This window comes from Chryseobacterium pennipullorum, from assembly GCF_003384725.1.
Lineage (GTDB): Bacteria > Bacteroidota > Bacteroidia > Flavobacteriales > Weeksellaceae > Chryseobacterium > Chryseobacterium pennipullorum.
Map to the genome: position 1 here is coordinate 1 of NZ_QNVV01000009.1, position 12,593 is coordinate 12,593.

Annotated in this window: 13 protein-coding genes; 10 read left to right on the top strand and 3 right to left on the bottom strand. The window is 38.3% G+C overall.

From position 1 onward, the window contains the following. Positions 1–185: 185 nt before the first annotated feature. A complete protein-coding gene (locus tag DRF67_RS11130; RefSeq protein WP_115928387.1) occupies positions 186–527 on the bottom strand; it encodes a TfoX/Sxy family protein in 342 nt (113 codons plus the stop codon). 141 nt (positions 528–668) lie between these two features. Here DRF67_RS11130 and DRF67_RS11135 point away from each other — a divergent pair, with 141 nt between their 5' ends. The 3 genes from DRF67_RS11135 (at position 669) to DRF67_RS11145 (ending at position 4,578) form a co-directional block, all read left to right on the top strand. Further along, positions 669–1,616 carry a M1 family aminopeptidase gene (locus DRF67_RS11135; protein ID WP_115928388.1) on the top strand — a complete coding sequence of 316 codons (948 nt, stop codon included), beginning with the start codon at positions 669–671 and terminating at the stop codon, positions 1,614–1,616. A 101-nt stretch (positions 1,617–1,717) separates the two neighbouring features. Beyond that, positions 1,718–2,158, top strand: coding sequence for a MarR family winged helix-turn-helix transcriptional regulator (locus tag DRF67_RS11140; protein ID WP_115928389.1), 441 nt, complete (start codon positions 1,718–1,720; stop codon positions 2,156–2,158). Between the two features lie 2 nt (positions 2,159–2,160). Next, complete coding sequence (locus DRF67_RS11145; RefSeq protein ID WP_115928390.1) at positions 2,161–4,578, top strand: TonB-dependent receptor; 2,418 nt, start codon at positions 2,161–2,163, stop codon at positions 4,576–4,578. Between the two features lie 103 nt (positions 4,579–4,681). Here DRF67_RS11145 and DRF67_RS11150 read toward each other — a convergent pair whose 3' ends face one another. Further along, a complete protein-coding gene (locus tag DRF67_RS11150) occupies positions 4,682–6,949 on the bottom strand; it encodes a polyribonucleotide nucleotidyltransferase (RefSeq protein ID WP_115928391.1) in 2,268 nt (755 codons plus the stop codon). A gap of 434 nt (positions 6,950–7,383) precedes the next feature. Here DRF67_RS11150 and DRF67_RS11155 point away from each other — a divergent pair, with 434 nt between their 5' ends. Both DRF67_RS11155 and DRF67_RS11160 read left to right on the top strand, forming a co-directional pair. Continuing rightward, the gene (locus tag DRF67_RS11155) at positions 7,384–8,802 is read left to right on the top strand and encodes a sugar MFS transporter (RefSeq protein ID WP_228435786.1); all 1,419 of its coding nucleotides are present in this window, start codon (positions 7,384–7,386) and stop codon (positions 8,800–8,802) included. Between the two features lie 121 nt (positions 8,803–8,923). Continuing rightward, complete coding sequence (locus DRF67_RS11160) at positions 8,924–9,283, top strand: DUF4260 domain-containing protein (protein ID WP_115928539.1); 360 nt, start codon at positions 8,924–8,926, stop codon at positions 9,281–9,283. Positions 9,284–10,006: 723 nt separating this feature from the next. Here DRF67_RS11160 and rpsO read toward each other — a convergent pair. Then, the gene (gene rpsO, locus DRF67_RS11165) at positions 10,007–10,276 is read right to left on the bottom strand and encodes a 30S ribosomal protein S15 (RefSeq protein ID WP_027375047.1); all 270 of its coding nucleotides are present in this window, start codon (positions 10,274–10,276) and stop codon (positions 10,007–10,009) included. Positions 10,277–10,448: 172 nt separating this feature from the next. Here rpsO and DRF67_RS11170 point away from each other — a divergent pair, with 172 nt between their 5' ends. From DRF67_RS11170 to DRF67_RS21560, 5 genes are all read left to right on the top strand, one after another. After that, positions 10,449–10,997: a pyruvate decarboxylase gene (locus DRF67_RS11170; RefSeq protein WP_115928393.1), complete on the top strand. Its 549-nt coding sequence runs from the start codon at positions 10,449–10,451 to the stop codon at positions 10,995–10,997. Positions 10,998–11,236: 239 nt separating this feature from the next. Then, positions 11,237–11,392 (top strand): hypothetical protein, encoded by a 156-nt coding sequence (locus DRF67_RS21545; protein WP_165851785.1) that lies wholly within the window; start codon positions 11,237–11,239, stop codon positions 11,390–11,392. A gap of 145 nt (positions 11,393–11,537) precedes the next feature. Next, the gene (locus tag DRF67_RS21550; protein ID WP_165851786.1) at positions 11,538–11,681 is read left to right on the top strand and encodes a bacteriocin-like protein; all 144 of its coding nucleotides are present in this window, start codon (positions 11,538–11,540) and stop codon (positions 11,679–11,681) included. A 132-nt stretch (positions 11,682–11,813) separates the two neighbouring features. Continuing rightward, positions 11,814–11,954 carry a bacteriocin-like protein gene (locus DRF67_RS21555; protein ID WP_165851787.1) on the top strand — a complete coding sequence of 47 codons (141 nt, stop codon included), beginning with the start codon at positions 11,814–11,816 and terminating at the stop codon, positions 11,952–11,954. Between the two features lie 183 nt (positions 11,955–12,137). Beyond that, entirely contained in the window at positions 12,138–12,281 is a 144-nt protein-coding gene (locus tag DRF67_RS21560; protein WP_165851788.1) for a bacteriocin-like protein, read from the top strand. The last annotated feature ends 312 nt before the right edge of the window (positions 12,282–12,593 follow it).

Genomic DNA, 12,593 nt, shown 5'->3' on the forward strand with positions numbered 1-12,593 from the left:
TATTGTACTCAACCAATTTATGCTTATTTTTGAAAAAAGGCTCAGATTATAAAATCTAAGCCCTAACTTTTTAACTTACACACTTTACGGGATAGTGTCTTATGAATAGTGGGACTGTTGAACTCCGCCACTCCCACTCTCTTACTCTTACACTCAAACACTCTTACCCTCAAACTTTACAAAAATCACTTCTTCGAAGCCTTCGCCATCGGGTTATAATCAAGGCAGATTGTGATCCAGTATTCAAAATCCGCTGACTTTTGGAAACCAACAGGCTCTACATAGCAATAACCATTTAACTGCTTTCCTTTCATGATCATTGGCAGAAAGCCCTTCTTTTCCGAAACCTCATCTTCCAGTTCGGGATTATAGCGGCACATCAGATTATCGTGACTGATGTTGATGCACATCTTCCCGTTCACAAGAAAAGACAGCCCGCTGAACATTTTCTTCTCTTCAACCTCAATATTTTCTACCATTGAAAGCCTTTCACGTACACGGTCGGCAAGTTCAGTACTGTAAGCCATGATTTCAATTTTTTATAATTTAAAATTAATTAAAAACATTGATTACCACACTGTTTTATTTAGAATTCTGGAAAATTACAATTTCAAAAAATAAAATTTTATTTAAATTAATTATTTAGAAAGGATTTTATCAATTTGTCTATGACTGTTTCCACAGAAAAAGATCAGACTGCTGTTGGCACCGGCGATCTGCTAAAAAAATGGACTGCAGGAGCAAGGAGCTATTTTCTGTATAAGGCAGAACGGATTCCGTTCAGATTTGCAGTTTCTTCTGCCAGATATGCGGTTAAAAGTATCGTTTATAAAGGTATCACGGTCAACCTTCTCTATCATCCGAATCATTCTGAAAATACAGATCATCTCCTTGAGAATGCTAAGCTTAGCCTGGATTACTGCCAGCAGAATTTTGGAAAATATCCTTTTAAAACGGTCAATTTTGCTGAAGTTTCTTCATTTTCAAGAGGTTTTGCTGCTACCGCTTATCCATCCGCTATCTTTATGCCCGAGGATATGATTTTTCATGCCAACATCAATGCAGACCGGAAACAGGATGTTATCAACGAGCTTGCAGGACACGAACTGTCTCATCTGTGGTGGGGAAACAGCCAGATCAATCCCGATGACCGAGAAGGTTCGGTAATGCTCACGGAAACATTGGCGATGTATACCGAAATGATGCTCTACAAAAAAATGCATGGCCAGGAAAAAATGTTGGAAAGAATACAGGTACACCAACAGATCTTTGAGAATGAAAAAGGATTGTATGAAAATCTTCCGATCTATAGAGCAACCGGAGAGGTCCCTCATATTTCGTACTCCAAGGGCGCTGTGGCCATGGTAGAACTCAACCGTTTGCTGGGTGAAAAGAATCTGAACACGGCGTTGAAAAGTTTTCTCATGAATAATTTTTATCCGAAGAAACCAACTTCCCTGGATCTGATCCATGAATTTTACAAGGCATCTCCGGACACAGGAACCCGAAAACGGATTGACAGATTGTTTAAATCAACAGACGATATTGAGATTACTTCCGGTTCAGAAAAGCCGTTGAATACATCCAATCCCAAAGAACCAATCGGCAGCTTTTAATTTTTGGTAAAATATTTTTCAGGATTTTGTAACAAAATAAAAATGTATTCAACAAATTAATTGATATATCAATAATTGATACATCATTTTAAATTTGAAACATGGAAAAATTAAACTCAATTATATTCTACAATATAGACAAGGCAATCAGATCTTACAGGAACTATGCACAACGGCAGCTGAAGGCCAATGGTTTTACCATTACCATTGATCAGTGGCTGATCATCAAGGCTATTCTGGAAAACCCGGGAATTACCCAGAATGAAATTGGTGATCTTGTTTTTAAAGACAATGCCTCTATAACGAGAATAATTGATTTAATGGTAAAGTCTGAATATGTCACACGCCATACTCATCCTGATGACCGTAGAAAAACCAATCTGGAAGTGACTGAATCCGGAAAAACAATCATCAGGGAAGTTCAGAATATTGTTGAAAAGAACCGAAAAACAGCATTAAACGGAATCAGCAATGAAGAACTGGAAGTCATGTATTCTGCTTTACTGAAGATTTCGGAAAACTGTCTTAATCCTAAAAAATAAACATGATGACCAGAATATTTTTAATCCTGTTGATCTGGCTGCTCAGCTTCTTCAGCAGTATGCTTTCTGCACAGACGGCACCGTCTTTTTCCCTCTCCGGAAATATCAGATCCGGACAGGTGGAACAAATGGAAATTCACCTCCTTGATGCGGATCAGAAATTGATCAAAACAGAAATTGCAGATGCAGGCGGAAAGTTCAGTTTTAATGACCTTAAAGCAGGAACCTATCACCTGAAGATTACCCGGAACGGGTCTGAAATATACCATACAGACAACATTTCAATGGTGGAAAATAAAACGCTATCTCCCATCGATCCGGACATCAAATCGATAGAAGGAGTAACGATCACGAAAACAAAGCCACTGATTGAAAGACAGGATGGCAAGATGATCATGAATGTTGAAAACAGTATTGCCAGCACAGGAAATTCAGCTTTTGAGGTTCTGGAAAAAGCCCCGGGAATCACTATTGACAACAATGACAATATCAGCCTGCGCGGAAAAGGAAATCTGCTGATTCAGATTGACGGAAAAAATACGCCAATGACCGGCAGTGATCTTGCCAATTATCTTAAAGGAATGCCTTCATCTACTATTGAAAAGATAGAGTTTATTACGAATCCTTCGTCAAAATATGATGCGGCAGGATCTTCTATCATCAACATAAGACTCAAAAAAGAGCAGAGAAAAGGTACCAACGGCAGTATTTCCACCTCCCTGGGGACAGGCAGGTATGTGAAAAATAACAACAGCTTCAGCATCAATCACCGAAATAAAAAAATAAACGTATTCGGGAATTACAGCTTTGCATACAGGGAAGCATATAACGGGCTCGTCCTGGACAGAAATTTCTATGATGCCGGCCATTTCAGAAAAGCCTATATCCAGGATAATTTCCTGAAGTTCCGATTCAATAATCATATCGCCAAAGCTGGAATGGATTATTACCTGAATGATAAAAATATCCTAGGTTTTTCAGTAGGATTGATCACCAACAAATTCAATGTGAACGGGGATAATTCCAACCTGACTCTGGGCAGTAATTATCTTCCTGAAAGCACATTCGACACCCAGAACACAACGAATGACCACTGGACCAACGTATCCGTTAATGTCAATCATAAATACACCATCGATTCTCTTGGGTCGGAGATATCAACCGATTTTGATTACATCAACTATTCCAATTCTTCTTTACAGAACTTTGAAACAAGAACCCATCAGATAGCCAGCAATAGTGATGATCTGGATATCCAGAAAGGGGATATGAACGGAAGGCTCAATATCTTTTCTTTAAAGTCAGACCTTACCAAGAATTTTAAAGATGAATGGAAATTGGAAAGTGGTGTGAAAACAAGCTTCGTAAAAACCGACAATGACCTTAAGTTCTTCAATGCGAGCACGGGCATATCTTTGCCGGACCTCAGCAAAACGAATCACTTTATCTATGAAGAAAACATCAATGCCCTGTACGGAAATGTCTCAAAAAAATGGGAAAAATTCAAAGTAGTCGCCGGCCTGAGGCTTGAAAACACCAATGTAAAAGGCATCCAGGTGACGACTCAGCAGGTCAATAAAAGAAATTATACTCAGCTGTTTCCCAGTGCCGTTCTATCCTATGACCTGACGGAAAAGAGCAACCTTGAAGTGAATGTGAGCAGAAGGATTACAAGGCCGAGCTATAACCAGCTCAATCCCTTTAAGTTCTATCTTGATCCCACCACCTTAAAAGCAGGAAATCCGGATCTCAATCCTCAGACTACCATGAATTATGAACTCACATACAGCCTGAACAATACCTATTTTGCAACATTAAGCTATAGTAAAACGTCCGACAACATTACAGATATCCTAAAGCCTGTAGTGGATAACGGGCAGAATGTAACTGTACAAACGATTGAAAACCTGAGTTCGGTTTCTTACGTTGGGCTCTACCTGATTGCCCCTGTAAAAGTAACGCCATGGTGGGATATGAACAACAGTGCGAATTTTTATTACGGATCTTATACAGGAAATATCTCCGATACCCAAATCAATAATAAAGGAAATTTCACCTACAATATCAACAGCATTAATTCTTTTAAACTGGGAAATGGCTTTACAGCTGAACTGACCGGGAACTATAAAGCAAAAGAGGTGTATGCCTACCTCAATGTAAGTTCTAACTGGTATCTGAACATCGGGGCACAGAAAAAATTCAAAAACAACAGCACGCTGAAACTTTCCTTTAACGATGTATTCTTTACCAGCAACATCAAAGGTCAGACTGTTTACAATGACTATATCGAAAATTTTGCAGTAAAAAGGGACTCCCGTGTCGTGACACTTTCCTATACGTATAATTTTGGTTCTTCTAAAAACGGGCAACCCCGAAAAACCGGTGGTGCGGATGATCTGAAGCAGAGAATCGGAGCTTAATTTATAAAGAACATGCACATTGAGAATTACGCTGGTTGTGATCTGCGTGTAAAGCAAAATCCCTCAGAAAACTGAGGGATTTTTATATTTAAGAAATATCTTATTAAGCTTCGTTGGAAGGCGTTGGATTTTCCGCAGGTTTTTCACCTTGTGGCTTTTGTCCTTCCGGTCTTTCAGGTCTTCCTTGTCCTTCAGGTCTTCTCTGTCCTTCCGGTCTTCCCTGTCCTTCTGGTCTTGGTTTACCTTCAGGTCTAGGAGGTCTTGGCAAAAGAACTTTACGGGAAAGTTTCATTTTCTTGCGGTCATCGTAACCCATGAACTTCACTTCCACTTCATCTCCTTCTGCATATGGAACTTTATCCAAACGAGCCCACTCGATTTCAGAAATGTGAAGAAGTCCTTCAGTACCTTTGGCAATCGCTACAAAAGCTCCGAAATCCATTACTTTCACTACTTTTCCGTTGTATACTTCACCTATAACCGGTACGAAAGTAATCTCGTTGATTTTAGCAACAGCAGCATTGATTTTCTCTCTATCTGTTCCTGCAATCTCGATACGTCCGATTTCTCCGATTTCTTCGATAGCAATAACTGTATCTGTATCTTTCTGCATCTGCTGAATAATTTTTCCACCAGGCCCGATTACAGCACCAATGAAGTCTTTGGAGATCTCCATTACCACCATTTTCGGAGCGTGAGGCTTCACATCTGCTCTCGGCTCAGCAATCGTTTCCGTGATTTTATTTAAGATATGTAATCTACCGTCTTTAGCCTGCATCAAAGCCTTTTCCATGATGTCCATAGAAAGTCCCTGAATTTTGATATCCATCTGACAAGCAGTGATACCGTCTGCAGTCCCTGTTACTTTGAAGTCCATATCTCCCAGGTGATCTTCATCTCCCAAGATATCAGAAAGTACGGTAAATTTCCCTGATTTTGCATCAGTGATCAATCCCATTGCAATACCGGAAACTGGCTTAGTGATCTTTACACCTGCATCCATTAATGCCAATGTTCCAGCACAAACCGTTGCCATTGAAGACGAACCGTTTGATTCTAAAATATCAGACACAATTCTGATGGTATATGGATTTTCTTCAGGAATAACTGCCTGTAATGCTCTCTGAGCAAGGTTACCGTGTCCAACTTCTCTTCTTGAAGTTCCTCTTAGAGGTCTTGCTTCACCTGTAGAGAACGGAGGGAAGTTATAATGTAAAAAGAATTTTTCGTCGTGTTGCGTGATTACGCTGTCTACCATGTTGGCATCTTTTACAGAACCTAAAGTTACAGCTGTCAAAGATTGGGTTTCACCTCTTGTAAACACTGCAGAACCGTGAGCTCCCGGAAGGTAGTCAATTTCTGACCAGATCGGACGGATCGTCTGAGGATCACGACCATCAAGACGGATATTGTCTTCAAGGATCATCTGACGCATGGCTTCTTTCTCTACGTCATGGTAATATACTTTTACGAAAGGGGTTACCCTTTCCAGTTCTTCTGCATTATCTGCATATTGAGCAAGGAATTCTTCACGAACTGCTTTGAATTTTTCTCCTCTTTCTTCTTTACCAGATGGAGTTCTTGCTACTTCATATACTTTATCATAAGTTTCTTTCCAAACTTTTTCACGAATTTCTTCATCGTGATCTTCGTGAGAATATTCTCTTTTTGGGTAAGCTTTTCCAACTTTTTCTGCTAATCTTTCCTGAGCTTCAATTTGTTTTTTAATTTCAGCATGACCAAAATTAATAGCTTCCAACATTTCCTGCTCAGAGATTTCCTTCATCTCCCCTTCTACCATTACGATGGAATCTTTAGTAGCTCCCACCATAATATCCAGCTCAGAACTCTTCAGTTCGTCATAACTTGGATTGATAGAAAGTTTTCCGTCGAATCTTACTACTCTTACTTCAGACATAGGTCCGTTGAAAGGAATATCAGTGATAGCAATAGCAGCAGAAGCAGCTAAACCAGCTAAATCATCAGGAATTGTTTTTCCATCATAAGAAATTAAAGAAATCATGACCTGAACTTCAGCATGGAAATCTTCAGGGAAAAGCGGACGTAGCACTCTGTCTACCAAACGCATGGTTAAAATTTCCTGATCTGAAGGTCTTGCTTCTCTACGGAAGAAGTTACCAGGAATTCTTCCACCTGCGTAGAATTTTTCTCTGTAATCTACCGTTAATGGTAAAAAATCTACACCAGGATTTGCTTCTTTATTGGCTACAACAGTTGCTAAAAGCATTGTTCCACCCATTTTTACTACCACAGATCCATCAGCCTGCTTAGCTAATTTCCCTGTTTCAATAGTGATTTCTCTGCCATCAGCAAGAGTAATCAACTCTGTAAACGCTTGAGGTATACTCATAAATTTGTCTTCTTAATACTCCGTATTGAGTATGAATTAATATTTAAACTCTTTAAATTTTCGTTTGCAAAGGTACTATATAATAATGATATATTAAATTTTTCAATTGCATTAATAACCTGTCAAAATACAAAATTTTGGCTATCAATAGATGAAAGATTTAAAAATTTGCGATGGCAATCTCAACGCATTCATTTATTTGTGAAATGAAAAAACTGTTTTTTTGCAGATATTGCATTGAAACATCCTGTTGTTTTTGTATTATTGTCTCAAAAAATGGAAATAAAATTCTGAATTAAACAAAGACTATATTTCACGATAAAAATCTTGCAGAAACATGGGTTGATTCCTATATTTGCCCTACTTCACAAAATGCCATGCAGCAGCAAAAAAGATAAGGACCTCATCATCCTTACACAGATAAATAAATGTTTATGAATAAAGAAGTACAACCACAAAGCAGGAATTATACGGTTCCATTGATTACCATCACCCTGCTGTTTTTTATGTGGGGATTCATTACCTGTATGAATGACATCCTGATCCCCTATCTGAAACAACTTTTCAATCTTACCTTTTTCGAATCCATGCTGGTACAGTTCTGTTTCTTCGGGGCCTACTTTATCGGATCGCTGATCTATTTTCTGATTTCCATTACCAGCGGAGATCCTATCAATAAAGCAGGATATAAAAAAGGGATTCTGTTCGGGATCTTTCTGGCAGCTTTTGGCTGTATTCTGTTTTACCCGGCGGCTACTTTTTCTTACTATCCGCTGTTTTTAGGTGCCTTATTCATCCTGGGACTGGGTTTTACTGTATTACAGATTACGGCCAATGCGTATGTTTCTCTGCTGGGGAGTGAAGAATCGGCTTCCAGCCGTTTGAATATGACCCAGGCATTCAATGCCTTCGGAACTACGATTGCACCTGTATTGGGCGGACACCTTATATTTGAATTTTTCTCTGCAGCGGACGGCTCGTTCAGTGCCGTAGCAACCAGAATCCCATATCTGATCTTTGCAGGGATTCTTTTACTGGTAGCTTTACTTATTTCAAGAGTGAAACTCCCTTCTTTCCAGACCCAGGAGGAAGAAATTGAAAAAGGGCTGGGTGCCCTTGAGTTCAGTCACTTAAAATTTGGTGTTTTTGCCATGTTCTGCTATGTGGGCGGAGAAGTGGCGGTAGGAAGCTTTATTATCAGTTTTCTGGAGCAGCCTCAGATTATGGGCTTCAATGAAATCATCAGTAAAAACTACCTTGCCCTCTATTGGGGCGGAGCCATGATCGGGCGTTTTCTCGGTGCGATATCTCTGAACCAGTCGTTAAGCCAGGGTAAAAAAGCACTGTATATGCTTGGAGCAGCGGGAGCAGTATTCCTGGTTATCTTCAGCATTGTTAATCTCAGCTTTTCCCAGATCAGTTTTTTCCTGGTCTTCATCGCTCTTAACTTTGTTGCCTTTTTTGTGGGTAGAGCAGCTCCGGCAAGAACCTTATCCATTTTTGCAGCAATCAACGTTGTATTACTGATCTCCGCGATGGTCAATCATGGAGAGCTGGCCATGTACAGTATTTTAGGAATCGGAATTTTTAATTCTATTATGTTCTCCAATATTTATACGTTAGCCATTTCAGGCTTGGGTAAATATACCAGCCAGGGATCTTCATTGGTGGTAATGGCCATTTTGGGAGGGGCTATTGTTCCTATTTTCCAGGGGTACCTCGCTGACCAGTTTGGAGTACAGCACTCATTTATTATTCCTGTATTCTGCTATGTGATCATTCTGATATTCGGAGCGTACTGCACTAAGTATCTGGGACATGTGGAAAGCACTGAAGCCAAATCAGGCCACTAATACTTGTGTACTGAAAATATACTAAAAACGGAATGTCCTGGATATTCCGTTTTTCTTTTTGTGGATTGAATTCTGTAACTTTCTTCCGGAAAGTGGCACCTATCTAACAGAAGCATCATCTATGAAACTACAGTTAAAGTTTGAATATATTGCATTTTTGATTCTGGGAATCCTTGCTTTTGCACGCACAGAATATTCCTGGTGGTGGTTTGCTGCGCTTTTCCTGGCTCCTGATATTTCGATGCTGGGCTATACCCTCAATAACAAGGTGGGTGCTTTTTGTTATAATCTGTTCCATCATTTTGGAGTGGCTGTTGTGGTTTATCTTGCCGGGATTATACTGTCTTTACCTTATCTTCAGATGATTGGAGCCATTCTGTTTTCACATTCTGCTTTTGACAGAATTTTAGGGTATGGATTGAAATATCCGGATAGTTTTCAGAATACGCATCTGGGGAAAATTGGAAAGAAGAGAGATTAACACCTTGGAAAAATCCTTGAATTTCCAACACCTCTTTGTGGAAGGAAGCGCATCGCATCTTCATTTGGGAGATTAATATAACCTGGATCTAGTACAAAAGTTGTGGGGAGAAACTAAGTATTTTTCTATTTATACTTTTGCCTTGAAATCGAAGATTCGACGGAGTCAAACAAAAGTATACAAAAATTCAAGACTGGAATCATCCGCTAAAAATTGACCTTGCCTCCTAAAATTTCCAAACTCGCATGGATTCTACATTGGTTCTTCGACTCAATAGGGTGGCCCTGCTCAGACACTGGAAATTTTTTAACGGATTCAAGATCAATTTTTTTTAACGCTCCTGATTCCTAGGTCGATTAAAGAATACTTACACCTATTTTCCATAGTTCTTATTTGGTTGAGCCGTTTAGAAAAAAAATCTGAAAAATATACTTAAACATCTGTGGAAATCTGTGCAATCTGCGGTTAATTTTTTTTACTTATGCGCTAAAATCGAAGATGATCTCCCTTCAGTAGATGAATGTTATTTCTACGGAGTCAAACAGTGATTGGTATACAATCCCAATAGTATTTTTTCTATTCACATTAACTCAAGCTTTTGCCTGCGCCCCACAACTTTTGTACCTGATCCTATAACTTGTCGTGATTGTAAAGTCCGTTCAACAAGATGGCAAAAAAAGCAACCTCTTTCGAAGTTGCTTTTTATTTGAAAATCTTTATAGATTATTTTCTTAAACCTAGTTCAGCAATAATTGCTCTATATCTTGCGATATCTTTATTCTTAAGGTAATCTAGTAATCTTTTTCTTTTACCTACCAATTTCACCAAAGATTTTTCAGTTGCGAAATCTTTGTGGTTACTCTTTAAGTGAGCAGAAAGGTGGTTGATTCTGAAAGTGAAAAGAGCGATTTGTCCTTCAGCACTCCCTGTGTCTTGTGCAGATTTTCCGTGTTTTGCGAAAATTTCCTGCTTTTTGTCTGTTGTTAAGTACATTCCAATATTGTTTAATGATTATTATGTAACGGGTGCAAAATTACGACTATTTTTTGATTCTGCAAACATTATTGATTTCATAAATCAAATTTGATAGAAAAAAATGTTAAAAATTTCTTAATTAATTTGAGGCAATCCAACGAAAAGGCAGTAATTTTGCATTCGATTACAAATGAGAAAAATTATATTCTTTACAGCAGTGACTACTTTTTTAATGATCGGCATTACTTCGGTAAAAGCTCAGAAAAATGCTGATGATAAAATAAAAAAAGTTTTGTACTTCAATCCAGAGGTAGAGCCTGATATTGACGAAATAAAAGAACCTACCAATCATGCTTTTTTTGATGCTGTTTCCGACAATTTCGGCGGCAGAAGAAACAAAATGCTGCGAGCAGAGGTTCAGGTTCCCTTTGATAGCATAGATAAGCAGACCATTATGGATTACTGTGTAAATAACGATGCTGATTTTGCCATTGTCTCTAAGGTAAGATATTTCAAAGTAGGATTAGGCAAGTATGTATTTTCCAACCAGGTGGTGGTAAGCATGAAGCTTTTTGGTGCCGACGGCAATCTGGTGACGGAAACAGATCATGATACCTACCGGAAAAATATGCGTCTATTAGGCTCTACGGTGAACTCTGTAAAATTAGGAACCGAAGGCGCCATCAAAGGAATCATCAAGAAGCTCCGGAAATTGAAACCTATGGAGGCAGAGCTTTAGATGTGAACTGAAGATAAGACCCGCATTTTAAAATATCACCAAGTCCCCAATGTCAAGGATCAGGTTCTTTACAGCATCACGGTACTACAATGTAAGTTATATCTATTTTCTCAGTATATAATTTTCTCCTGACTATTCATTATAAATTTTCATAGACACTTCCGCGCTATACATCCCTAATTACGGATGGGATATCCCCTCTTTCAGTACCTTAGTTTGACATTTAAATCCAGATCATTATGAAAAATTCAAACGTAAGGAAGCTGAGCAGAAACAGCCAGAAAAAAATCTCTGCAGGAAACAGAGGACTTCAAAAATGTAATTATTCTTTTGAGTGTCCCGGGGGATCATGTTGTGGAAAAGTATGTGTGTATTACGCCTGTCCGGAAGTATAATTATTCTTATGTACTGCTTCACATTTTTGATAGTCCGATAAAAAAACACAGCACAATCACTTGATTACCAATTAAATATTTTCACCAATATAGGAATAATATAAAATATTTTATTATTTTAGTGGAACATTAAAATCTAAATCCTATGAAAAATTTAAAGAAAATCTCAAGAGAAGCAGCAAAACACATCAATGGCGGAGCCATAGCAAGATGCAGCAATACAAGACCATGCACGGTAGGATGGTGTTGTGATGGTGTATGCAGCCCGCAGATCTGCCGAATCGACTAAGAAGAACAATATGTTTTTCAGCATCTGTTATTATACAGATGCTTTTTTATTAAAATAAATAGTACAACCCATTGATTAACAAGTAAGTCATTGAACTATTTATTATTTTATTAACACTAAAACCTAAATCCTATGAAAAATGTAAAGAAACTCAGTAGAGAAAAAGCTAAGCAAATCAACGGCGGATCATCTGACCGATGCAGCGAAACCAATCCCTGCCCGGTGGGCTGGTGTTGTAATGGGATCTGTTCGCCTTTTATTTGTCTTGAATAAGATCATACTCAGCGCAATAATTCCATAAAAACGGGATATTAAAGCTGATGAACTCATCCGAAACGATGCATCAAAAATGTAATTATTAAAACAAAACACTGACAATCAGTAAAATATTTTCACTCATAATTGAATAATGTGATTTTTTTTACTATTTTAGTCACACATTAAAATCTAAATCCTATGAAAAATTTAAAGAAACTCACGAGAGAAGCAACCAAACAAATTAAAGGCGGAGGGCTTAAAAAATGTACAGAACATTCACAGTGTATTTACGGAATGTGCTGTAAAGGAGTTTGTATGGAATATGCATGTTTTGAAGATTAAGTAAAAAATTATTCAACTTAATTATTAAAATCAATAGCCATGAAAACTTCAAATTTTAAGAAATTGAGCAGAAATGTGCAAAAGGAAATTAAGGGAAGCCTGCAGGCTAGAAAATGCAGGAGCACACAACCTAAATGTGATCCGGGAGAATGCTGCACTGGAGGTTTTTGCTTACCCTCTCCCATTATAGAATGTGAGCCTATTTTTTTAGAATAGACCTGCATACATTTTAAAATTTAATTTTTTAGACATCCGCTTCGGCGGATGTTTTTTTATCACCTGCTTCAAGATCATGTTCCAGCAGTCTACACC